Raw genomic sequence first — 21,829 nt, 5'->3', positions numbered from 1 at the left:
ACGATGAGGGGTGTCATGTCGGTGTTGGACCAGGAGAACGTGGTGCTGGCCTATCCGCAGAAGCTGTCGAACGGGGCCGCAGCGGCCGCCGCGCAGCCTTTGCAGCAGGCCGCCGCCCGCCTCGCCGAGTACCGCGAGGGTCGCTCGCGGCTGAAGGCCAAGGACCTCGTCGGGCTGCTGCTCGTCCACGGTGCCCGCGCCTGGCGGGCCTCGCAGCCGAACACCCGGATGCGGGTGCATGCCGTCGCGCCGGAAGGCCATCACGCGGTGCGCCTGCGCCTCGCCTGAGGGCAACCGTTCAAGTGTCTGGAAGCGCCGCCTTCGGGCGGCGTCTTCGTTTCTGCAACCCGGCCTTGGCTGCTTCGCTCCGCCGGGCCGCGCCGTCGGCGACGGCCGCCCAGCCGGCCATCGCATCCGGATCGTCGAAGCCGTCCTCGGGGCAGCGGTAGTAGGGCATCGTCACCGGCGCGCGTCCCGGCCGCGTGTAGGTCCAGGCCCGGGAGCCTGCCGCCTCGTAAAGCGGCGCCGCCTCTTCGTCGGATTTCAGATAGAGGTCGCCACGGATCACGAGCGCGACGATGCGGCCGGAGGCGTAGATCCCCTGCCCGCCGAACATGCGCCTGATCGTGATCGCGCCGAGGCTGGCGAAGACCTCCCTCACGAACTCCTCGTCCATCGCCGCCTGCGGACGGTCAGGACGCGGCGCCGGCCATGGCCGAGAGATCGGCCGCCTTCAGCTCGACCGATTCGCCGCAGCCACAGGCCGAGGTCTGGTTCGGGTTGTTGAACACGAAGCCGGACCGCAGCACGGTCTCCTCGTAGTCCATCCGCGTGCCGAGCAGGAAGAGGACGGCTTCGGGCGCGATGAAGACGCGCGCGCCGTCGTGCTCGACGGCGTCCTCACTGGGTCTGGTCTCGGTGGCGAGGTCGATGGTGTATTCCATCCCCGCGCAGCCGCCCTTCTTGACGCCGACCCGGATGCCGAGCGCCGCGGCGCCGCGCGCGGCCACGATGTCACGCACGCGCGCCGCGGCGGCGTCGGTCATCGTCATCACAGCGAAACGGCCCATGGTCCGGCTCCTCGTAGTCTGTTGTCCCATCGAAGATGCGCATGGCGCAAGGCGCTCGCAAGAGCCCGGCCGATCGCGCACCCGGTGCGGGCAAGCTCTGCGTCAGAACCAGCCGACGGCGACCTGCGCTTCCTCGCTCATGCGCTCCGGCGTCCAGGGCGGATCGAAGACGAGGTCGACGTCCACCGCCTGCACGCCCTCGACCGAGGCGACGGCGTTTTCCACCCAGCCCGGCATCTCCCCGGCCACCGGACAGCCCGGCGCCGTCAGCGTCATCTCGATGGCGACCTTCCGGTCGTCGTCGATGTCGATCTTGTAGACGAGGCCGAGCTCGTAGATGTCCGCCGGAATTTCCGGGTCGTAGACCGTCTTCAGGGCGGCGACGATATCGTCCGTCAGGCGCGAAAGCTCCTCGGCGGCGATCGCAGACGGCGCGGCCGCACCGCTCGCCATGGCGATGTTGGCCGCGGCGGTGTCTTCGGCCTCGCGCGGCTCGACCGCGGGCGTCAGGGCTGCATCTTTGTCCATCGTCCGACCCTTCAGGCGAAGAAACGTCTCGCCTTTTCCAGCGCTTCGGCGAGCCGGTCGATCTCGCCGGTGGTGTTGTACATAGCAAAGGACGCCCGGCATGTGGAGGTCACACCGAACCGCTTCAAGAGCGGCTGGGCGCAGTGGGTGCCGGCGCGCACCGCAACGCCCTCGCGGTCAATGAGCATGGCGACGTCGTGGGCGTGGATGCCCTGGAGCTCGAAGGAGAGAATCGCGCCCTTGCCGGCGGCGGTGCCGAAGACACGCAGCGCGTTCACCGCCGACAGGCGCTCGTGTGCGTAGTCGCGCAGCGCCTCCTCGTGCCGCGCGATCGCCTCCCGGCCGACGCCCCGCATGTAGTCGAGCGCCGCCCCGAGCCCGATCGCCTGCACGATGGGCGGCGTGCCGGCCTCGAAGCGGTGCGGCGGCGGGCTGTAGGTCACCGCGTCCTCGCTGACCTCGACGATCATCTCGCCGCCGCCGTTGAACGGCTGCATCCGCTCCAGCAGCTCGCGCTTGCCGTAGAGCACGCCGATGCCGGTCGGCCCATAGACCTTGTGTCCGGTGAAGGCGTAGAAGTCGCAGTCGAGATCGGTGACGTCGACCGGCAGGTGCACGGCACCCTGGCTGCCGTCGACCAGCACCGGGATCCCCCTGGCGTGGGCGAGCGCGGTCACCTCCTTCACCGGCGTGACGGTGCCCAGCATGTTCGACATGTGGGTGATCGCGACCATCTTGGTGCGCGGGCCGATGGCCCGCTCGAAGTCTTCGATGGCGATCGAGCCGTCCTCGGCGACCGGCACGAAGACGAGCTTCGCGCCCTTGCGCTCGCGGATGAAGTGCCACGGCACGATGTTGGAGTGGTGCTCCATGATCGTGAGCACGATCTCGTCGCCCTCGCCGATCTCGGCCATGCCATAGCTGTAGGCAACGAGGTTGATCGCCTCGGTCGCCGATCGGGTGAAGACGATCTCCTCGGCGCTCGGCGCGTTGAGGAAGGCGCGCACCGTCTCGCGCGCCGCCTCGAAGGCCTCGGTCGCCTTGTTCGACAGATAGTGCAGGCCGCGGTGGACGTTGGCGTAGTCCTCGCCATAGGCCTTCTGCACGGCCTCGAGAACGGCCTTCGGCTTCTGCGCCGAGGCAGCGCTGTCGAGATAGGTCAGCGGCTTGCCGTAGACCTCCATCGAGAGGATGGGGAAGTCCCGTCGGATCGCCTCGACGTCGAAGCCGGCCGTCTCGGCCCTGATCGCGTCAGCCGTCATAGGATATGAACTCCAGGAGCGATCCATCCGGATCGCGGAAATAGACACTCGTGCCGTCGCCGCCCGCGCCGCTCCGGGCGACGGGGCCGAGCTCGACCAAGACGCCATGCGCGCGGAGATGGGCGGCCGCCTCGGCGATCTCACCGTGCCAGCGGAAGCAGAGGTCGCTGTTGCCTGACATCACCGGCGCCTTCGCCAGCGGGTCGGCCGCCTTGCCCGGGCCGTGGCAGTTCAGCTGCTGTGCGCCGAAGCGCAGCGCATACCCAACCGCCTGCTGGATGACCTCGCCGCCGACCACGTCGCGGTAGAACGTCTCCGACCGGTCCCAGTCGGAGACATGGATCACGCAGTGGTCGAGCGTGACGGGCATCGACCTAGCGGTTGGCCTCGAGCCAGCGGTCGATGCGCGCCTCGAGCGCCTCGACGACCGCCGCGTCCTCGATCTCCTCGACCACCTCGGCGACGAAGGCCTTGATCAGCAGCGCCCGCGCCTCTGCCGCCGGAATGCCGCGCGACATCAGGTAGAACAGGTGATCGGCGTTGATCTCCCCCGCCGTCGCGCCATGGCCGCACTGCACGTCGTCGGCGAAGATCTCGAGTTCCGGCTTGGCCGAGAACTCGCCATCGTCCGACAGGAGCAGCGAATTGCAGGCGAGCCGCGCGTCGGTCTTCTGCGCGCCGGGCGCGACCTTGATCATGCCCTGGAAGACGCCGCGCCCGCCCGTGACGACGTTGCGCAGGATCTCGGTCGCTCGGGTATTCTCGACCGTGTGGTGCAGCGTCGTCGTCACGTCGACGTGCTGGCCCGCCTTCAGGAGGTTGACCCCCCGGATGCGGATCTCGGCGTCCTCGCCGGCCGTGCGGGTGTGGATCTCCTGGCGCACCAGCGCGCCGCCGGCGTTGAGGAAGACGACGGTCAGCTGCGCACCCCGCCCGACGGTGATGTTGAGCTGGCCGAGATGGGTCTCGTCGTCCGCCTTCTCCTGGTCGACGATCCAGAGCACCTTCGCTTCGTCGCCGACGGTGAGATCCGCAACGCTTGCCGAGAGGCCGCCGGTGCGCGACACGCGCTCGACGATCGTCACCTCTGCGCCGGCCCCGACCGAGCAGACGACGTAAGGCTGCCGCCCTCCCGCCTCCGGGGTGGCACGCAGCTCGATCGGCGCCTCGGCCGTGTCGCCGGCGGCGACGACGATCTCGGACGTGACCGTCCCCAGCGCGACGTTGACCATGCGGATCGTGTCGACGTCGCGGTCGAGGTGGTTCACCGGCTCCTGCCAGTCCGGCAGGCGCTCGCCGCGCAGGACACTGACGCCCATCGTCGGCTGGGCGTCGGTGCCGATCTCGATCACGTGGCTGTTCGGCAGGAGCGGCGCGAGGAGGTCACTGCCGCCGACGACATGCGACGGCGCGACCTCCGTCCGCGTGCCGAGCAGCTGCTTCAGATCGGTGTAGTGCCAGGCCTCGACGCGCCGGTTCGGCAGGCCGTCGCGGCGCAGCGTGTCGAGCGCCTCGCGGCGTGGCTTCGACAGTTCACCGGCGCCTTCCGCCCGCGCGATGAGGCTCGTCTCGCCCGGCGACTGCGGCTTCAGCTGGACGACCGACATCAGGCGGCCTCGCCGATGACCTGGGCGTAGCCCTCGTTTTCGAGCGTGAGCGCCAGCGACTTGTCGCCCGACTTGATGATCCGCCCCTTGTAGAGGACGTGCACCGTGTCCGGCACGATGTAGTCGAGCAGGCGCTGGTAGTGGGTGATCACCAGAAAGGACCGGTCCGGCCCGCGCAGCGCGTTGACGCCGTCGGCGACGATCTTGAGTGCGTCGATGTCGAGGCCGGAATCGGTCTCGTCCATGACGCAGAGCTTCGGCTCGAGCAGCGCCATCTGCAGGATCTCGGCGCGCTTCTTCTCGCCGCCGGAGAAGCCGACGTTGAGCGGACGCTTGAGCATGTCCATGTCGATCTTCAGCTCGGCGGCCGAGCCTTTCACCCGGCGCATGAAGTCCGGTGTCGTCAGCTCGGCCTCGCCGCGCGCCTTGCGCTGGGCGTTCAGCGCCGACTTCAGAAAGGTCATGGTGGCGACGCCCGGGATCTCCAGCGGGTACTGGAAGGCCAGGAAGACGCCGAGGGCGGCCCGTTCGGCCGGATCCATCTCCAGGATCGACTGGCCGTTGTAGAGGATGTCGCCGTCGGTGACCTCGTAGTCCTCGCGGCCCGCGATGATGTAGGAGAGCGTGGACTTGCCGGAGCCGTTCGGGCCCATGATCGCCGCGACCTCACCGTCCTGAACGGTCAGGTCGAGGCCGCGCAGGATCTCGGTCTCGGTGTCCGCGACGCGCGCGTGAAGGTTCTTGATTTCGAGCATCGTCTTCCGTCAGCCTTCGGTGGGAGCGGCGCCTTCGGCGGCCGGCCCGGTTTCGGTCAAAAGTCTGTCACGCTCGATCTCGAGCGCCTCGATCTCGTCGGCGACCACGGGGTCCGCATCGCCGCTCAGCGCCGTGTCGACCGCGCTCCGCACCTCGGCGAGCCGTCCCTCGATCTGGCGCAGGCGGTCGGCGTTCGCCTCGCTCACCCCACGGAGCCTTCCAGCGAGATGCCGATCAGCTTCTGCGCCTCGACGGCGAACTCCATCGGCAGCTGCTGGATGACGTCGCGCACGAAGCCGTTGACGATGAGAGCCACCGCCTCCTCCTCCGGAATGCCGCGCTGCATGCAGTAGAACAGCTGGTCCTCGGAGATCTTCGACGTCGTCGCCTCGTGCTCGAACTGGGCCGTCGCGTTCTTCGCCTCGATGTAGGGCACGGTGTGCGCGCCGCAGTTCTCGCCGATCAGCAGCGAGTCGCACTGGGTGAAGTTGCGCGCGTTCGCCGCCCGGCGGTGCGTCGTCACCTGGCCACGATAGGTGTTGTTGGAGTGCCCGGCCGAGATGCCCTTGGAGATGATGCGGCTCGAGGTGTTCTTGCCGAGATGGATCATCTTGGTGCCGCTGTCGATCTGCTGGCGCCCGTTCGACACGGCGATCGAGTAGAACTCGCCGCGCGAATTGTCGCCCCTGAGGATGCAGGACGGGTACTTCCACGTGATCGCCGAACCGGTCTCGACCTGCGTCCACGAGATCTTGGAGTTGGCGCCGCGGCAGTCGCCCCGCTTGGTGACGAAGTTGTAGATGCCGCCCTTGCCGTCCTTGTCGCCGGGGTACCAGTTCTGGACCGTCGAGTACTTGATCTCGGCGTCCTCCAGCGCGACCAGCTCGACGACCGCCGCATGCAGCTGGTTCTCGTCGCGCTGCGGCGCGGTGCAGCCCTCGAGATAAGAGACGTAGGCGCCCTTGTCGGCGATGATCAGCGTGCGCTCGAACTGGCCGGTGTTGCGCTCGTTGATGCGGAAATAGGTGGAGAGCTCCATCGGGCAGCGCACGCCCTCGGGCACGTAGACGAAGGACCCGTCGGTGAAGACCGCCGAATTCAACGTCGCATAGAAGTTGTCCGACACCGGGACCACCGAGCCGAGATACTTCTTCACGAGCTCCGGATACTCCCGGATCGCCTCGGAGATCGGCATGAAGATCACGCCGGCCTTGGCGAGCTCCTTCTTGAAGGTGGTCGCGACCGACACCGAATCGAACACCGCGTCGACGGCGACGCGCCCGCTCGGCATGGCGAGCGTCTCGTCATCGCCCTCCTCGACGGCCTGCGGCTTGACCACGCCGGCGAGGATCTCCTGCTCGCGCAGCGGGATCCCGAGCTTCTCGTAGGTCGCCAGGATCTCCGGATCGACCTCGTCGAGCGAAGCCGGTCCGGCCATCGACTTCGGCGCGGCGTAGTAGTGGATGTCCTGGAAGTCGATCTCCGGATAGTCGAGGCGCGCCCAGGACGGGCTCTCCATCGTCTTCCATCGGGCGAACGCCTCGAGCCGCCAGTCGAGCATCCACTGGGGCTCGCCCTTCTTGGCGGAGATGAAACGGATGATGTCCTCGTCCAGCCCCTTCGGCGCCTTGTCGGACTCGATGAGGGTCTCGAAGCCATACTTGTACTGGTCGACGTCGATGCGACGGACCTGATCGATGGTTTCCTGAACCGCAGGCATGTCACTCTCCATACTCGCCGGATTCAAGGTCCGGTGGTTGGCTCCGCGCGCCGTGTCGCCACGCGCACAAGCATTATCTGGTCATTGCGACGCGGGAAATGAAGCCGCAGCTTCGATTCACCCGCGGAAAAGCCGACCTCAGGCCGCGACGGTGCGCGATCCCGAAGCCGCCGAGCGCGTCACCAGCCGGCTGATCTCGACGAGAAGGGCATCGAGCTCGTCCTCGCCGGTCTCGTAGCCGAAACTGATGCGGATTGCACCCTCGTTCGGATCGACCGGGGCACCCGCTTTCGCCATGGCTTCGAGAACGTGACTGGGACCCACCTTGCCGGACGAGCAGGCGGAGCCCGAGGACACCGCAAAGCCGGCGAGGTCGAGCGCCATCTGCGCCGTCTCGGCCTTCAGACCCGGGCGCGCGGCCATCACGGTGTTCGGCAGCCGCGATGCGTCGCGGCCCACGACGGCGACGCCAAGCGACTCGAGGCGGCTCTCGATCTGCGTGCGCAGCGCGAGCAGGCGGCCGGCCTCCTCACATCGCCGCCCCGCGACCTCCGCGGCGGCGCCGAAACTCGCGATGGGCGCAACCGCCTCCGTCCCCGATCGCCGCCGCTTCTCCTGGCCGCCGCCGGTGAGCAGCGGCGCCGGCCGGAGCGACTCACGCCGCAGGGCAACGGCGCCGACGCCCTTGGCGGCCCCAATCTTATGACCTGAGAGGATCACCGCATCGGCTCGCGCGAGAATGCCATCGAGCGGCAACCGCCCGACCGCCTGTACGGCGTCCACCGCGAGAAGCACCGGCTTCTCGCCGATGAGGTCGGTGATCGCGTCGAGCGGCTGGATCACGCCGGTCTCGTTGTTGGCGAAGCACAGCGCCAGAAGGTCCGGCTCCGGACCGTCCGCAGCGTCGAGCCAGCGCGCCAGCGCGTCGAGATCCACGATCCCGTCGGCGTCGACCGGCAGCCGCGTCACGCGCTCCGGCGCAAACCGGCCGCCATCGCGGATGCAGGGGTGGTCGGTGTCGAGCACCGCGAGTCGCCCGATCGCCACCTCGCGCCCCTCCTCGATCCAGAGCGGCGACAGACAGGTCGTGGCGGCCTCGGTCGCACCGCTGGTGAAGGTCACCGCAGGCGGCGACGCACCGACCAGACCGGCCACGCTGCGTCGAGCGGCCTCGACGAGAGCCCGCGCCGCGCGCCCCTCCGCATGCACCGACGACGGATTTCCAGGCTGCTCGAGTGCGCGCAGCAACGCCTTGCGCGCCTCCGGCAGGAGCGGTGCGGTGGCGTTGTGGTCCAGATAGGCGCGTCGCTCCGTCACGAGCTTCCGTCCGTCATGTTGCACCCTGTCCGTAGGTCGACCTTCGCAAATTCCTTGAATCTACGCGGCGTCCCGGACTACATAGCGCCTTCGGCTCGAGCCTGTAGTTTTGAATTATTCTAATCTGGAAGCTAAGCGGAGAGCCCTGACCCGTCAAGGCGGCTCGGGAGCGCAACGAGTGTCCTCCGCGGGATGTGAGATCAATGCCCGAAGTCATCTTCAACGGCCCGGCCGGACGCCTCGAGGGACGCTATCAGGCGGCCAAGGAGAAGAACGCGCCGATCGCGATCGTCCTGCATCCGCATCCCCGCTTCGGCGGGACGATGAACAACCAGATCGTCTACCAGCTCTTCTACATGTTCGTGCAGCGCGGCTTCACGACGCTGCGCTTCAACTTCCGCGGCATCGGCCGCAGCCAGGGCGAGTTCGACCACGGCGCCGGTGAGCTCTCGGACGCCGCCTCGGCGCTCGACTGGGTGCAGAGCCTGCATCCGGACTCCAAGCAGTGCTGGGTCGCCGGCTACTCCTTCGGTGCCTGGATCGGCATGCAGCTCCTGATGCGCCGGCCGGAGATCGAGGGCTTCCTGTCGATCGCGCCGCAGCCGAACTCCTACGACTTCTCCTTCCTTGCCCCCTGCCCGTCCTCCGGCCTGATCATCCATGGCGACAAGGATCGCGTCGCGCCGCCAAAGGACGTGCAGACGCTGGTCGACAAGCTGAAGACGCAGAAGGGCATCCTGATCACCCAGAAGACGATCCCGGGCGCCAACCACTTCTTCTCCGAACACAGCGAGGAGCTGCTGGCCGACTGCGCCGATTACCTCGACCGCCGCCTGGCGGGCGATCTCAGCGATCCCAAGCCGAAGCGCCTGAAGTAAGGGCAGCCAGGCGCGCCAACACGCCGCCCGTCGTGGGCGCGCGGCAGCCCGTCGTCCCCGGGAAGGTCAGGGGCAGCCCCTTGACCGAGCGGACGGCGAGGTAGGCCCAGGCCTCCGCCTCCATCGCATCGCCATCGAGGCCGGCCTCCTCCGCAAGGATCGCCCGTGCCCCCCGGCGCGCCGCGCCCTCCCGCAGATCCTGCATGATCAGCGGGTGACGCCGGCCACCGCCGCAGATGATCCAGAGCCTGGGTTGCCGTGGCATCTGCTCCGCCGCCTTCAGGATGGCTTCGGCGGTGACAAAGGCGAGCGTGCGTGCGACGTCCTCCAGCGCACCCGCACCCTTTTCCGGCACGGCGAAATCGAAGCGATCGAGCGACTTCGGCGCCGGCCGCGCGAAGAACGGAGCGTCGAGATAGGACGCGGCAAGCGTCGCCACGATCCCGCCCTCGCTGGCGATCGTGCCGTTCTGGTCGAACGGGATGCCCGCCTCGCGCTGGACCCACTGGTCGATCAGCGCCATGCCGGGACCGCTGTCGAAGGCGACCGGTTCGGCCTCGCCATCGATGAAGGTGACGTTGGAGATGCCGCCGATATTGACGAAGGCGACCGGACCCTCGGGCTGCAACGCGTCAGGCAGGCCCGCGGCCAGCGCCGCATGATAGGCCGGCACCAGCGGCGCCCCCTGCCCGCCCGCAGCCATGTCGGCGGCGCGCATGTCGTTAATCACCGGAAGTCCGAGCGCTTCGGCAAGCCGCTGGCCGTCGCCGATCTGCACGGTCAGGCCCCGCTCGGGGCGGTGCAGGACCGTCTGTCCGTGGAAGCCGACGAGGTCGACGCTCGCAAGGTCGATGCCGCATTCGGCGGCAAAGCGCCGGACGGCCTCGGCATGGCGCTCCGCGATCTCGCGATCGAGGGCCGCGAGGTCGCCCGGCCGCGCGTCACGGTCCTCGATGGACTTCGCCGCCTGCAGCGCCGCCGCGAGGCGCTCGCGAAAGGCAGCCTCGTACGGATAGCCGCGCGACGGGCCGCGGCGCACGAGCCCCGCCCCGTCGGTGTCGAGGAGCGCCACGTCGATGCCGTCGAGCGAGGTCCCGCTCATCAGGCCGATGGCGCGCAGGGTGCCGTTGTCGCTCAAAAACGCCGCTCCCGGCTGGATTCCAGGGACGATGCTGCTAAACCGCGAGCCACCGCGCGCAGCCCGTCCCCTCGTCGCGCATGAGGATCAGCAAAGATGTCCGCCTTCAAGTCCGAATTCCTCACCACCTTGAGCGAACGCGGCTTCATCCACCAGTGCTCCGACGTCGAAGGCCTCGACGCGCTGGCGGCGAAGGGCGAGGTCGTCGCCTATGTCGGCTACGACTGCACGGCGCCCTCGCTGCACATCGGCAACTTCCTGACGATGATGATGCTCCACTGGCTGCAGCAGTCGGGCAACAAGCCGGTCACGCTGATGGGCGGCGGCACGACGATGGTCGGCGATCCCTCCGGCAAGGACGAGACGCGCCCGATGCGCACGCTCGAGGAGATCGAGGCGAACAAGGCCTCGATCCGGCAGGTCTTCCAGAAGGTGCTGCAGTTCGGCGATGGTCGGACCGACGCGGTGATGACCGACAACGCGGAATGGCTGCTGAAGCTCGGCTATATCGACATGCTGCGCGAAGTCGGCCGCCACTTCTCGGTCAACCGCATGCTGACGATGGACTCGGTCCGCCTGCGTCTCGAGCGCGAGCAGGAGATGAGCTTCATCGAGTTCAACTACATGGTCTGCCAGAGCTACGACTTTGTCGAGCTCGCCCGGCGCTACGGCTGCAACCTGCAGATGGGCGGCTCCGACCAGTGGGGCAACATCGTCAACGGCATCGACCTCGGCCGGCGCATGGGCACCCACCAGCTCTACGCGGTAACGACGCCGCTGCTCACCACCGCGTCGGGGGCCAAGATGGGCAAGACCGCGCAGGGCGCCGTCTGGCTGAACGCCGAGCAGTTCAGCCCATGGGACTTCTGGCAGTACTGGCGCAACACCGAGGACGCCGACACCGTCAAGTTCCTGAAGCTCTTCACCACCCTGCCGCTCAGCGAGATCGCCAGGCTCGGCGCGCTCGGCGGCGCCGAGATCAACGAGGCGAAGAAGGTGCTCGCCACCGAAGCGACGGCGCTCCTGCACGGCCGGGCGGCCGCCGAGGAAGCGGCCGAGACCGCGCGCAAGACCTTCGAGGAGGGGGCGCTTGCCGACACGCTGCCCACCGTCGAGGTCCCGGAACACGAGCTCGACGGTGGGCTCGGCCTCCTCTCGCTGATCGTCACGGCCGGCCTTGCGGCCTCGAACGGCGAAGCGCGCCGGCACGTCAAGGGCGGCGCGGTGCGGGTCAACGATCAGCCGGTCGAGGACGAGCGTCTGGCGCTCGGGCGGAGCCATCTGGCGAACGGGGTCGTCAAGCTGTCGGTCGGGCGCAAGAAGCACGTCCTGGTGCGCCCGGTCTGAGATCGTCGCCTTGCCAAGACAGCTCGCGACGCAGGCGGTGCGTCGGCGGGGTCAGTACTCGAAGATGCGCCGGAAGATCCCCGGTGCGATCACCGAGATCGGATTGACGCGCAAGGTCGGCGAGGCAAAATCGCCGCTCAGCCGGTAGGTGATGCCGATCAGGCCGCCCTCGTTGCCGTTGCCGAGGATCTTGCCGAACAGCGGCAGCGCTCCGAACAGGCGGTTGACCCCGTAGGCGGGCATGAAGGAGCCCGCGATGTCGATCCGGTTCTTCTCGTCGTAGACCGTTCCCTCGAAGCTCGAGCCGAAGACCGGGCCGCGCAGGATCCCGTCCGACACCTCCAGCCGGTCCTTCCCGTAGTGCAACCCGGCCGCGGCGTGATCGAAGAAGGCGCGGGCCTGTTGCAGGTCGTGGCCGACCGCCTGCGACAGGCTGCTGTCGCCGGGCGACGGCGCCGACGACACCAGGCTCGACAGGCGGGGCTCGTCGACGAGCGTGAAGTTCTTCAAGGTGATGCCGCCGTCGTAGCGACCCGACGCGCCCTGCAGCTTCAGGCTCGCGGTGCCGCCCTCCATGCGGGCGTAGACGCCGGCGAAGGCGAGCAGCGCGCCGGCGTCCAGGGTGTTCAGCGTGATGGTCTGGGCCTTGCCGCGCGGCGCATAGTCCAGCGTCGAGGGCTCCCGCGCACCCTCGGTCTGCCCGGCGACCGACAAAGCGGCGATGCCGATGTTGCTGCCGGCGTAATTCAGCGTCACCGCGTGCAGCTCCCGCCGGTCGAAGCCGAGCACGCGATCGATCGCGAGGTTCAGGTCGAACTGGCGCTTTGCAGACTTCGGCGATCCGCCGCCGCCGCCGAGGTCGCCGGTCAGCTCTTTCAGAAACGGTCGCGCGTCGAGGCTCTTGCCCTGGATGACGGCGCTGTAGCCATTGCTGACCCGCTTGAGCGACAGGGCGACGTCGTCGCCGGGGTTCAACGCCAGCTCGTCGAAATCGGCGCTGCGAAGGCCGTCGGGATCCAGCACCAGGCTCCCACTCGCCGCGAACCCGCTCCCCGAGAGGTTGACGTCCTCCAGCCGGGTCGCCGAGCCGTCCTCGCCGAGCGTCAGATCGAGAGACGCCGGCACGCCGGCGCCCTTGGACCAACCGATGCCCGGCAGGGTCAGCTGCGTGTCGGACAGATCGATCGCCGCGGCGTAACGCTCGCCGCCCTTCTCGGTCACCGTCGCGCGCAGCGGCCCGTCGACGACGCCGGCGAGCATTGGCACGGCCTTCGCGAGGGCCTTTCCGTCCACGGACAGATCGACCGTTGCAGGCGCCGCCGCCGAGCCGGCCGGCGCGATCGGACGCTCGAACGAGATGGCGGTGCGCAGCCCGTCCACCGTCGCATCCAGCTTGCCGGTCGCCTTGTCCGGAGCGACGTCGACATGGCCATCCACATCGTTCAGCTGCCGCCCCTGCACCGGCCTCTTCAGGGAGACATCGTCGAGATCGATCGCCGCGCTCCATCCGTCCAGCTGGTCGCTCTCGGCGACCGCATCGCCGAGCCGCAACCGTGCGGTCACATGCGCCCTGGCCGAACCGGTCGCATCGGCCGGTGCGACGTCGAGCTTGCGCAGCGCATCGATCGGCTCGCGGCCCGCAATCTCCAGGAGCGCGGCCGCCGGGCCCTTCACGTCGAGCGACAGTTCGGACGTGACCTCGTCCGGCCGCAGCTTTTCAAATCGCATGGTGGACGGCAGGACGCTCGTGTCTGGCAGCCCGACGACCGTCGCGCCCTCGAGCGAGATCAGCGTGTTCTCGCCCGCGGTCCGCACGTGGCCGGCGGCGCCGCGTAGATCCGGCAACGCGCCCACCGTCTTGATGTCGAGGCCCGTCACCGCGACATCCACCTGGAGTTCGTCCGCGGTCGGATCGTGATTGGGCTCGAGGATCGCCATCATTCGCTCGAAGCTCAGCCCCAGCGCGATCGTGGCTTCGGGCACGCTGCCCGCGGCACCGATCCGCTCCAGAACGGTGTCGCGAGTCTTGCCGGCGATGAAGAAGGGCCAGAAGGCTTTCACGTCCCGCGCCGCAAGGTTCGTACCGCGCAGGGTCAGGCGCGTGCGCGCATCACTGTCGCCGTAGTCGAGCTCGCCATCCCCCGCGAGTTCCCCACCATCCGTCTCCAGTGCGAGGCGGGTCAGCGCCAGGCGCCGCGCGGACAGGTCGAGCGCTCCGGCAAGACTGGCCGTCGCCGACCGGGGTGCGCCGTCCGGTGCACCGACGGACGAGCGGATCGGATCGGCGTCGACGGCAAACGAAAAGCCGGAGAAGCCGCGGTCCTCGCCTCCGTAGGTCGGCTCGAAGCGTCCATGCAAGGTGAGATCGACACCGGCGAAGGCAATCGAAGAGGGTTCGAGCGTCAGCGTATCCTCGCCCTCGGTCTGGGCAAGCAGGAGCGTCGCACCGTCCAGATGGGTCCTGTCGCGCCCCATCTGGATGTCGCCGTCGGTGGCGCTGACGCGCAGCGTCACGCGCCGCGGCGCATCGTCGCCGGCATGGGCGATGGCGAATTCGGCCGCCACCGTCACATCGGTGGCGAAGCCGCGACGGTCGGAGGCATCGTCCGCCGGACCGGGGGGAATGAAGGTGCCGAGTTCGACGGTGCCCGTCGCCAGCTGAAGGGTACTGACCCGCCCTGTTCGAGGGTCGCTGTCGGCCCGGCCGGTGATCGGAAGCCGAAGTCGGCCGAACGCCAGGTCGGCGGTGATTGCGAGCGAGCCCGGCGCGCCCTGTCTCAGCTCGGCCGCAGCGATGGACAGGTCCGGAAGCCCCGGGACCAAGGTGCCGAAGCCCGACAGACGCACGTCGGAGAAGCGCACGGTGTCGAAGTGAAGCGCCGTCATCGCCGCGAGCTGGCGCTCGAGCGCCGCGATGGCCTCCTGCGAGGCCTGCGACAGGACGGCGGCGGCGCGCACGGGCTTGTCCGGTGCCGCACGGCCGTCGGGCGCCGGGGCAGGCGCAGGCAGATCCACGCCCGGAAGCGCGGCGACGTCGACACGCCCACCGGAAATCAGCAGGCGGTCGAACTCCAGCCGGCCCTCCAGGAGCGGCAGAATGCGGATGCCGATCGCCAGCCGCCCGATCGTGGAGAGCGGCTTCACGCTGTCGGTGCGGCGAAGCCGCACGTCCGACCAGGCGAGACCGAGCGTGCCGTCCCGCGAGAGCTCGATCCCCTGATGGCCGAGCTCGGCGTGATAATCGGCGCCGAGCATCCGGCCGACCAGCGCCTCCGTCTGCTGCTGGAGATAGGCCTGACCGGAATCAGTCCGCAGGGCGACGAAGACGAGGGCCGCGACGAGGAGCAGACATGCAGCGACCGCTGTCACGAGACCGGCGAGCAACCGCACGAGACGCCAGAGCATCATCCGCATCGGGAAACCGGACGGCGCCGGGCGCGGCGGCTGGCGCCTGTCATCGAAGCGATCCCCTTGCGAAACCCAGTTGCAGCTCTTGTCGATTGAAAAGCATGCCCGAAGCATGCGAACTGGCGCCGGACGCAGCCGTCGCGGTGCCAGGACCGCGCGCGATGCCGAATCCGCCAATGTCATCAAGCGCCAATTTGCCGAAAGGAAGGCATCTTGCCCAGCCCATCGATCGGTGAACCCTGCCCCGAATTCGCCCTGCCCGACGAGACCGGCGCGATCGTCAGCCTCGCCTCGCTGAGGGGCCGGCCGTTCGTGCTGTATCTCTATCCAAAGGACGACACGTCCGGCTGCACGCAGGAGGCCATCGACTTCACCGCGTTGGCCCCGGACTTCGAGGCGATCGGCGTGCCCGTCATCGGCGTTTCTCCTGATTCGGTTAAAAAGCACGGCAAGTTCAAGGCCAAGCACGAGCTTGCCGTGCGACTCCTGGCCGACGAGGAGAAGGCGCTCCTGCAGGCGCTCGGCGCCTGGGTCGAGAAGAGCATGTATGGCCGCGCCTACATGGGCGTCGAGCGCACCACGCTCCTCGTCGACCCGCAGGGCCTGATCCGCGCGCTCTGGTCGAAGGTCAAGGTGCCCGGCCACGCCGCGGAGGTCCTCGCCGCCGCGCGGGAGCTTGCGGGAGCGGCCTGATGGCAGCGGCTCCGGATTCCCGGCTCGTCGAGGGCGTCTCCTTCGCCACGCTGCGCGGCGCCTGCGTCGCCGCGCTCGCGGCGGCCGATCTCGAGCGCAAGACGGCGATCACCGACGAAGCCTGCCGCCGCTGGTTCGGTCGGCGGATCGGGCTGCATGCGCCGCAGGATCCGCCCCTGCCGACACGTCCCGGACGGCCGGACAAGCCGGAACTCGTCTCCCCGCGCACCGTCAGCCGCCGCTCGGTTCACACCGAGGCGGGGCGAATCGCGTTGATCCATGCGCTCGCCCATATCGAGCTCAACGCCATCGACCTCGCGCTCGACATCGTCGCCCGGTTTGCGACCGAGGCCGTACCGCGATCCTTCTTCGACGGCTGGATGACGGTGGCGCTGGAGGAGTCGAAGCACTTCAAGCTGCTGTCGCGCCGGCTCGGGGCGCTCGGCTCATCCTACGGCGCCCTGCCCGCCCATGACGGGCTGTGGCAAGCGGTCGAGGCGACCACCCACGACCTTTCGGCACGCCTAGCCATCGTGCCGCTGATTCTGGAGGCCCGCGGCCTCGACGTGACGCCTTCGCTTCTCGAAAAGCTCCAGACTGTCGGTGACGCGGACACGGCGGCAATTCTCGACATCATCTACCGCGACGAGAAGAAGCACGTCGCGATCGGAGCGAAGTGGTTCCGGTTCCTGTGCGCCCGCGAGGGCCGCAACCCCGCCGTCCGCTTTCAGGCGCTGGTGCGCGAGTGCTTCCGCGGCGATGTGAAGGCACCATTCAACGACCGAGCCCGGGCCGAGGCCGGATTGACCCCGACGTTCTACCGCGCGCTATCGCCGCTCTCGAGCTGAGCGAAAATCCAGCCGATCCACCGGTTTTCGAGGCCTTTTTGCCGCAGTTCAAGGCTTCGTTAACCTTAACCGGGTCTACTTGCCCCTAGTTGATTAGCCCGCAAACGAGGTTTCCGCGGGACGAGTGACGGGGTTCAGATGTTGGCTGCGAACAACAACAGCATCTTCGGGCAGCAGGACCTGCCGCACACCGTGATCATCGCTCGCGGCGATACGCTCCGGCAGTTCACGCTCGGCCGCCGCTGGCTGGTCGCAGGCGCCGCGGCCGTGGCCGTGGTCATCGGGACACTCGGCGCAGCGGGCTATGCGCTGACGCGCAGCGATCTCGCCATGGCCGCCGACCAGCCCGGCGAGGACGCGCAGGCCGCCTACGAGGCCCGCATCGCCGCCCTGCGCCAGCAGCTCGATCGCATCACCAGCCGCCAGATGCTCACCCAGAAGCTGGTCGACACCAAGCTCAAGACGCTGCTGGACCAGCAGAGCGAGATCAGCGACCGCTACACCCGCCTCCAGCCGCTGCTGGATCAGGCCCGGTCCGCCGGACTGCTGCCGCCAGCCGTCGCCATACCGACCCCCAAACCCTCTCCTCAGGCCATGCTCGAGACCGAGCCCAAGGTGGAGCCGGTACGTGCCCTCGCCTTTGCCGGAGACTCGCACGACAAGCTGCTGCAGCGCTTCAAGCTGGTCGACACCGGCACCGGCGCAGAGCGGCGCGCGGCACCGCCGACGTCGAGCGGCTTGCCGGACGCCCTCCTCGAGGTCGGCACCCGGCTCGACGACGTCGCCCGCGGCCAGCGGGCGCAGATCGATCTTCTCAAGGTCGGTGCCGAACAGCGGGCGGCGCAGATCGCTGCGGCGCTGAAGGCGGAAGGCATCGACTACCCGGATTCCGGTGAGAGCGGCGCACCGAAAGGCGGCCCCTTCGTCCCCCCGCCGGGCACCGAAGACTTTGAAGCCAGCGTCGACGGCCTGGAGAACGCGCTCGAGGCGCTGAACCGGCTGAAGGACACGACCGATCGCCTGCCGCTCGGCGCTCCGATCGGCGCGACGACGGTCAGCAGCGGCTTCGGCGTGCGCAAGGATCCGTTTCTCGGCGAACCGGCGCTGCATCCGGGCATAGACTTCGTCGCGGGGATCGGCACCCGCGTCGAGGCCGCCGCCGCCGGCAAGGTCACGCTCGCCGGTGCTGCCGGCAGCTACGGCAACATGGTCGAGATCGACCACGGCAAGGGCATCGTCACGCGCTACGCGCATCTCTCGGCGGTCTACGTCACGGCCGGACAGGCGGTGCAGCCGGGCGACACGATCGGCGCGGTGGGCTCCACCGGCCGCAGCACAGGCGCCCACCTGCACTATGAAGTGCGCGAGGACGACAAGCCGATCAACCCGGCCCGCTTCCTGAGGGCCGGCCGGCGCCTGCGCTCGTTCGGCTGAGCCGGAGCGTCAGGAGCGGTGGCGCAGACGGCCGACGCTCCAGCGACGATCAGTCGACGTCGCTCACCTCGACGTCTTCGCCGTGCACGCGCTGGGCCAGCGCGGCTTCCATGAAGTCGTCGATCTTGCCGTCGAGCACGTCCTGCGGCGAGGTGCTCTCAACACCCGTCCGCAGGTCCTTCACCATCTGATACGGCTGCAGGACGTAGGAGCGGATCTGGTGGCCCCAGCCGATCTCGGTCTTCGAAGCCGCCTCGGCGTTCGCCGCCTCCTCGCGCTTCTTCAGCTCGGCCTCGTAGAGGCGCGCCTTCAGCATGTTCCAGGCGGTCGCCCGGTTCTTGTGCTGCGAGCGCTCCTGCTGGCAGGCGACGACGATGCCAGTCGGAATGTGCGTGATGCGCACCGCCGAATCGGTCGTGTTCACGTGCTGCCCGCCCGCGCCTGAAGCGCGGTAGGTGTCGATGCGGCAGTCCGACTCATTGATCTGGATGTCGATCGAATCGTCGACCACCGGATACACCCAGACGGATGCAAAGGAGGTGTGCCGCCGCGCCTGGCTGTCATAGGGCGAAATCCGCACCAGGCGGTGGACGCCCGATTCGGTCTTCATCCAGCCATAGGCGTTGTGGCCCTTGAGAAGCAGCGTCGCCGACTTGATGCCGGCCTCGTCGCCCGCATGCTCCTCCAGCAGCTCCACCTTCATCTTCGAGCGCTCCGCCCAGCGCATGTACATGCGCAGGAGCATCGAGGCCCAGTCCTGGCTTTCGGTGCCGCCGGCGCCCGAATGCACTTCGACATAGGTGTCGTTGCCGTCGGCCTCACCGGACAGCAGCGTCTCGATCTGACGACGATCGACCTCGGCCTGCATCTCGCGGATCGCGGCTTCGGCTTCGGCGACGACGTCCTTGTCGCCCTCCTCCTCGCCCATCGCGATCAGCTCGACATTCTCGGCGAGGCCGCTCTCGAGCGCCCGCACGGCGCCGATCGACGTCTCGAGCTGCTGACGCTCGCGCATCAGCTTCTGGGCCTCGGTCGGATCGTTCCAGAGCGAGGGATCCTCGGCCTTGGCGTTCAGCTCGTCGAAACGTTTGAGTGCGCAATCCCAGTCAAAGATGCCTCCTCAGCAGGCTTACGGCCTGCTGGATCTCGTCGACAATGGCTTCCATTTCGGCACGCATGCCGCAGACTCCAGTTCGCGTTGGATGGGATGGTCGGCGCTACATAGGCAGCGGCGCCGGCGCTGTAAAGCGCAGCGGCGGCGCCTGGGCAGCCCCGCCGATGGCGACGGCCGGTGATCAGAACAGGCCGCCGGCGCCCTGGACGATCGCCTGCTCGGTCTCGGGCGACACCTCCGGCGCGGCTGCGGCGACCGACTCCGCTCCGATCACCTCGTAGACGTCGGACGGGCCGGTGCCCGGCTTGAAGGCCTCGACGATCGTGTTCGGGTCTCCGGGCGTGCCGGTCATGCCGGTCTTGCGGTTGACCGCGATCATGGTCATGCCGTCGGGGACGCGGAAGTCGACCGGCGGCTTGCCCTTCAGCGCGTCTTCCATGAAGTCGAGGAAGATCGGCGCGGCGAGGCCGCCGCCGGTGCCGCCGCGGCCCATGGGCTTCGGCGTGTCGTATCCCATGAAGACGCCGGTCACGAGGTCGGGCGTGAAGCCCATGAACCAGGCGTCCTTCTCGTCGTTCGAGGTGCCGGTCTTGCCGGCAACCGGCACGCCGAGCTTCTTGACGACCGTCGCGGTGCCGCGCTGCACGACCCCCTCCATCATCGAGGTGATCTGGTAGGCGGTCATCGGGTCGAGAACCTGGTCACGGTCCTCGACGAGTTCGGGCTCCGGCTGGTTCTCCCAGCTCTGAGCATTGCAGCCGTCGCACTGGCGGCTGTCGTGCTTGTAGACCGTCCGTCCGTAGCGGTCCTGTACCCGGTCGATCAGCGACGGCTCGAGCGAGCGGCCGCCATTGGCGATCACCGAATACGCGGAGACCATCCTCAGCACGGTCGTCTCGCCGGCACCGAGCGCCATCGGCAGGTAGCGCGCCAGGTGGTCGTAGATGCCGAAGCGCTCGGCATACTGGGCGACCAGTTCCATGCCCATGTCGGCGGCGAGACGCACCGTCATGAGGTTGCGGCTCTGCTCGATGCCCTGGCGCAGGGTCGACGGGCCGATGAAGCTGCCGCCATAGTTCTGCGGCTGCCACACCTTGCCGGTGCCGTCCGGGATCGAGATCGGCGCGTCGAGAATCACCGAGGCCGGGGTGTAGCCGTTGTCGAGCGCTGCGGAATAGACGAAGGGTTTGAACGAGGAGCCGGGCTGGCGCATCGCCTGCGTCGCGCGGTTGAACTCGGACTGGGCGAAGGAGAAGCCTCCGACGAGGGCCAGCACGCGACCGGTGTGCGGATCCATCGAGACGAGCGCGCCCTGGATCTTCGGCGGCTGGCGCAGGCGATAGCCGTCATCCTCTCCCGACTTCTCGACGTAGACGACGTCGCCGCGCTGCAGCACGTCGTCGACGCCCTTGCCGCTGTGCGACTTGCCGTCCCGCTCGAAGCGGAGCGCCCACTTCATGTCGGCGAGCGCGATCGTGCCGGTCTCGCGCTCGGCGCCGAGTTCGCCGGACACCTCGCGATGCGGCTGCAGGCCGACCGTCGCGCTTCGGCCATCGGCCTCCAGCACCACCGCCGGCCGCCATTCCGGAACGTCGTCGAACCCCTTGACCTCGCCAAGGGCCGGACCCCAGTCCCCGCTTATGTCGATGGTCTTGACCGGACCTCGGTAGCCGTGCGCCTCGTCGTAGCGCTCCAGGCCGGCCTGCAGCGCCTTGCGCGCCTCGGCCTGCAGCGTCGGGTCGAGGGTGGTGCGGACCGACAGGCCGCCGTCGTAGAGCGCGTCGACGCCATAGCGCTGGATGAGCTCGCGCCGGACCTCCTCGGTGAAATACTCGGAGGCGAAGAGGTAGGTGCCGGACGGACGCGGGTTGATGCCCAGCGGCTTCTGCTTGTTCTCCTCCGCCTCCTCGGCGGAGATGAAGCCGTTCTGCTGCATCTGGTCGATCACCCAGTTGCGGCGGGCGACGGCGGCCTCGGGGTGGCTGAACGGATTGTAGTTGTTCGGCGCCTTGGGCAGCGCGGCGAGGTAGGCGGCCTCGTTGATGTCGAGCTCGTTCACCGACTTGTCGAAATAGGCGAGCGAGGCGGCTGCGACGCCGTAGGAGCCCATGCCGAGGAAGATCTCGTTGAGGTAGAGCTCGAGAATCTTGTCCTTCGAGTAGGCCTGCTCGATGCGCAGCGCGAGCAGAGCCTCCTTGACCTTGCGGTCGTAGGTCTGCTCGGCGCTGAGGAGAAAGTTCTTGGCGACCTGCTGGGTGATCGTCGAGGCGCCCACCGGACGGCGGTCCATGCCGAGATTCATGAGGTTGGTGCGGATCGCACCGAGCACGCCGTAGATGTCGATTCCCGGATGCTGGTAGAAGGTCTTGTCCTCGGCCGACAGGAAGGCGTTCTTGACCCGGTCGGGGATTGCCTGGATCGGCAGGAACAGGCGACGCTGGCGGGCATACTCGGCCATCAGCGACCCGTCCGACGCGTGCACGCGCGTCGCAACCGGCGGCTCGTAATCGGCCAGCACCTGATAGTCGGGAAGCTGCGCGCCGAGCTTCTGGACGTAGAGCGCCACCCCGCCCGCGCCGACGAGGAAGAGCGCCGCCGCGACCGCGAAGAGGTAGCCGAGCAGTCTGATCATGAAGTCTCCGTTCGCATCGCCGCTTCCGGCATGCCCGTCCCGCGCTCAATAGCCCGCGCGGCGTCCGCAGGCCAGCC

The 21,829-nt window shown here is 68.4% G+C and carries 20 protein-coding genes; 6 read left to right on the top strand and 14 right to left on the bottom strand.

Going from position 1 to position 21,829, the window contains the following annotated elements:
• Nucleotides 1-15: 15 nt before the first annotated feature.
• Nucleotides 16-288, top strand: a complete 273-nt coding sequence (locus tag NPA30_RS10205) for a hypothetical protein (RefSeq protein WP_256802566.1) — start codon at nt 16-18, stop codon at nt 286-288.
• A gap of 10 nt (nt 289-298) precedes the next feature.
• Here the strand turns inward: NPA30_RS10205 and NPA30_RS10200 are convergent, their stop codons facing one another.
• From NPA30_RS10200 to NPA30_RS10155, 10 genes are all read right to left on the bottom strand, one after another.
• Nucleotides 299-676 carry a TfoX/Sxy family protein gene (locus NPA30_RS10200; protein WP_256802565.1) on the bottom strand — a complete coding sequence of 126 codons (378 nt, stop codon included), beginning with the start codon at nt 674-676 and terminating at the stop codon, nt 299-301.
• A 16-nt stretch (nt 677-692) separates the two neighbouring features.
• Nucleotides 693-1,070 carry a Fe-S cluster assembly scaffold SufA gene (sufA, locus tag NPA30_RS10195; protein ID WP_256802564.1) on the bottom strand — a complete coding sequence of 126 codons (378 nt, stop codon included), beginning with the start codon at nt 1,068-1,070 and terminating at the stop codon, nt 693-695.
• A gap of 102 nt (nt 1,071-1,172) precedes the next feature.
• On the bottom strand, nt 1,173-1,523 hold the full coding sequence (locus tag NPA30_RS10190; protein ID WP_256802878.1) for an SUF system Fe-S cluster assembly protein: 351 nt from the start codon (nt 1,521-1,523) through the stop codon (nt 1,173-1,175).
• Nucleotides 1,524-1,609: 86 nt separating this feature from the next.
• Complete coding sequence (locus tag NPA30_RS10185; RefSeq protein WP_256802563.1) at nt 1,610-2,860, bottom strand: cysteine desulfurase; 1,251 nt, start codon at nt 2,858-2,860, stop codon at nt 1,610-1,612.
• Nucleotides 2,850-3,230, bottom strand: coding sequence for a VOC family protein (locus NPA30_RS10180; RefSeq protein ID WP_256802562.1), 381 nt, complete (start codon nt 3,228-3,230; stop codon nt 2,850-2,852). The genes NPA30_RS10185 and NPA30_RS10180 overlap by 11 nt, the downstream gene beginning before the upstream one ends.
• A 4-nt stretch (nt 3,231-3,234) precedes the next feature.
• Nucleotides 3,235-4,467, bottom strand: coding sequence for a Fe-S cluster assembly protein SufD (gene sufD / locus NPA30_RS10175; RefSeq protein ID WP_256802561.1), 1,233 nt, complete (start codon nt 4,465-4,467; stop codon nt 3,235-3,237).
• Nucleotides 4,467-5,222 (bottom strand): Fe-S cluster assembly ATPase SufC, encoded by a 756-nt coding sequence (sufC, locus tag NPA30_RS10170; protein WP_256802560.1) that lies wholly within the window; start codon nt 5,220-5,222, stop codon nt 4,467-4,469. Before sufC ends, sufD begins: the two co-directional genes overlap by 1 nt.
• Nucleotides 5,223-5,231: 9 nt before the next feature.
• On the bottom strand, nt 5,232-5,429 hold the full coding sequence (locus tag NPA30_RS10165; protein ID WP_256802559.1) for a hypothetical protein: 198 nt from the start codon (nt 5,427-5,429) through the stop codon (nt 5,232-5,234).
• Entirely contained in the window at nt 5,426-6,943 is a 1,518-nt protein-coding gene (gene sufB / locus NPA30_RS10160) for a Fe-S cluster assembly protein SufB (protein WP_256802558.1), read from the bottom strand. Before sufB ends, NPA30_RS10165 begins: the two co-directional genes overlap by 4 nt.
• Nucleotides 6,944-7,081: 138 nt before the next feature.
• Nucleotides 7,082-8,260, bottom strand: coding sequence for a cysteine desulfurase family protein (locus NPA30_RS10155; protein WP_256802557.1), 1,179 nt, complete (start codon nt 8,258-8,260; stop codon nt 7,082-7,084).
• Nucleotides 8,261-8,463: 203 nt separating this feature from the next.
• Between NPA30_RS10155 and NPA30_RS10150 the strand changes: the two genes are divergently transcribed.
• A complete protein-coding gene (locus tag NPA30_RS10150; protein WP_256802556.1) occupies nt 8,464-9,138 on the top strand; it encodes an alpha/beta hydrolase in 675 nt (224 codons plus the stop codon).
• On the opposite strand, the gene NPA30_RS10145 is transcribed toward NPA30_RS10150, so the two are convergent.
• A complete protein-coding gene (locus tag NPA30_RS10145) occupies nt 9,107-10,276 on the bottom strand; it encodes an anhydro-N-acetylmuramic acid kinase (RefSeq protein ID WP_256802555.1) in 1,170 nt (389 codons plus the stop codon). The genes NPA30_RS10150 and NPA30_RS10145 overlap by 32 nt on opposite strands.
• A gap of 96 nt (nt 10,277-10,372) precedes the next feature.
• On the opposite strand from NPA30_RS10145, the gene tyrS reads away from it, so the two are divergent.
• Nucleotides 10,373-11,623: a tyrosine--tRNA ligase gene (gene tyrS, locus NPA30_RS10140; RefSeq protein ID WP_256802554.1), complete on the top strand. Its 1,251-nt coding sequence runs from the start codon at nt 10,373-10,375 to the stop codon at nt 11,621-11,623.
• A gap of 51 nt (nt 11,624-11,674) precedes the next feature.
• Here the strand turns inward: tyrS and NPA30_RS10135 are convergent, their stop codons facing one another.
• Nucleotides 11,675-15,028: a hypothetical protein gene (locus NPA30_RS10135; RefSeq protein ID WP_256802553.1), complete on the bottom strand. Its 3,354-nt coding sequence runs from the start codon at nt 15,026-15,028 to the stop codon at nt 11,675-11,677.
• 216 nt (nt 15,029-15,244) lie between these two features.
• Here NPA30_RS10135 and NPA30_RS10130 point away from each other — a divergent pair, with 216 nt between their 5' ends.
• From NPA30_RS10130 to NPA30_RS10120, 3 genes are all read left to right on the top strand, one after another.
• The gene (locus NPA30_RS10130) at nt 15,245-15,724 is read left to right on the top strand and encodes a peroxiredoxin (RefSeq protein ID WP_256802552.1); all 480 of its coding nucleotides are present in this window, start codon (nt 15,245-15,247) and stop codon (nt 15,722-15,724) included.
• The gene (locus NPA30_RS10125; RefSeq protein WP_256802551.1) at nt 15,724-16,572 is read left to right on the top strand and encodes a ferritin-like domain-containing protein; all 849 of its coding nucleotides are present in this window, start codon (nt 15,724-15,726) and stop codon (nt 16,570-16,572) included. Before NPA30_RS10130 ends, NPA30_RS10125 begins: the two co-directional genes overlap by 1 nt.
• Before the next feature lie 138 nt (nt 16,573-16,710).
• Nucleotides 16,711-18,006 carry a M23 family metallopeptidase gene (locus NPA30_RS10120; RefSeq protein ID WP_256802550.1) on the top strand — a complete coding sequence of 432 codons (1,296 nt, stop codon included), beginning with the start codon at nt 16,711-16,713 and terminating at the stop codon, nt 18,004-18,006.
• Between the two features lie 49 nt (nt 18,007-18,055).
• On the opposite strand, the gene prfB is transcribed toward NPA30_RS10120, so the two are convergent.
• Both prfB and NPA30_RS10110 read right to left on the bottom strand, forming a co-directional pair.
• Nucleotides 18,056-19,184, bottom strand: a protein-coding gene (gene prfB, locus NPA30_RS10115; RefSeq protein WP_256802549.1) for a peptide chain release factor 2 whose coding sequence is annotated in 2 segments (ribosomal slippage) — nt 18,056-19,114 and nt 19,116-19,184 — 1,128 coding nt in all. Because the reading frame shifts where the segments join, the coding sequence is not laid out codon by codon here.
• Nucleotides 19,185-19,301: 117 nt separating this feature from the next.
• Entirely contained in the window at nt 19,302-21,752 is a 2,451-nt protein-coding gene (locus NPA30_RS10110) for a penicillin-binding protein 1A (RefSeq protein WP_256802548.1), read from the bottom strand.
• Nucleotides 21,753-21,829: the final 77 nt, after the last annotated feature.

Origin of the sequence: Mangrovibrevibacter kandeliae (assembly GCF_024519155.1) — a bacterium.
In the GTDB taxonomy this organism is placed as follows: Bacteria; Pseudomonadota; Alphaproteobacteria; order Rhizobiales; family Rhizobiaceae; genus Mangrovibrevibacter; species Mangrovibrevibacter kandeliae.
Note: the sequence above shows the minus strand (reverse complement) of the source record. Positions and strands in the feature narration are given on the sequence as shown.

Coding starts and splice junctions, on each gene's coding strand:
- NPA30_RS10205 (WP_256802566.1), top strand. CDS start 16: ATGTCGGTGTTGGACCAGGAGAACGTGGTGCTGGCCTATCCGCAGAAG.
- NPA30_RS10200 (WP_256802565.1), bottom strand. CDS start 676: ATGGACGAGGAGTTCGTGAGGGAGGTCTTCGCCAGCCTCGGCGCGATC.
- sufA (WP_256802564.1), bottom strand. CDS start 1,070: ATGGGCCGTTTCGCTGTGATGACGATGACCGACGCCGCCGCGGCGCGC.
- NPA30_RS10190 (WP_256802878.1), bottom strand. CDS start 1,523: ATGGCGAGCGGTGCGGCCGCGCCGTCTGCGATCGCCGCCGAGGAGCTT.
- NPA30_RS10185 (WP_256802563.1), bottom strand. CDS start 2,860: ATGACGGCTGACGCGATCAGGGCCGAGACGGCCGGCTTCGACGTCGAG.
- NPA30_RS10180 (WP_256802562.1), bottom strand. CDS start 3,230: ATGCCCGTCACGCTCGACCACTGCGTGATCCATGTCTCCGACTGGGAC.
- sufD (WP_256802561.1), bottom strand. CDS start 4,467: ATGTCGGTCGTCCAGCTGAAGCCGCAGTCGCCGGGCGAGACGAGCCTC.
- sufC (WP_256802560.1), bottom strand. CDS start 5,222: ATGCTCGAAATCAAGAACCTTCACGCGCGCGTCGCGGACACCGAGACC.
- sufB (WP_256802558.1), bottom strand. CDS start 6,943: ATGCCTGCGGTTCAGGAAACCATCGATCAGGTCCGTCGCATCGACGTC.
- NPA30_RS10150 (WP_256802556.1), top strand. CDS start 8,464: ATGCCCGAAGTCATCTTCAACGGCCCGGCCGGACGCCTCGAGGGACGC.
- tyrS (WP_256802554.1), top strand. CDS start 10,373: ATGTCCGCCTTCAAGTCCGAATTCCTCACCACCTTGAGCGAACGCGGC.
- NPA30_RS10135 (WP_256802553.1), bottom strand. CDS start 15,028: ATGCTCTGGCGTCTCGTGCGGTTGCTCGCCGGTCTCGTGACAGCGGTC.
- NPA30_RS10125 (WP_256802551.1), top strand. CDS start 15,724: ATGGCAGCGGCTCCGGATTCCCGGCTCGTCGAGGGCGTCTCCTTCGCC.
- NPA30_RS10120 (WP_256802550.1), top strand. CDS start 16,711: ATGTTGGCTGCGAACAACAACAGCATCTTCGGGCAGCAGGACCTGCCG.
- NPA30_RS10110 (WP_256802548.1), bottom strand. CDS start 21,752: ATGATCAGACTGCTCGGCTACCTCTTCGCGGTCGCGGCGGCGCTCTTC.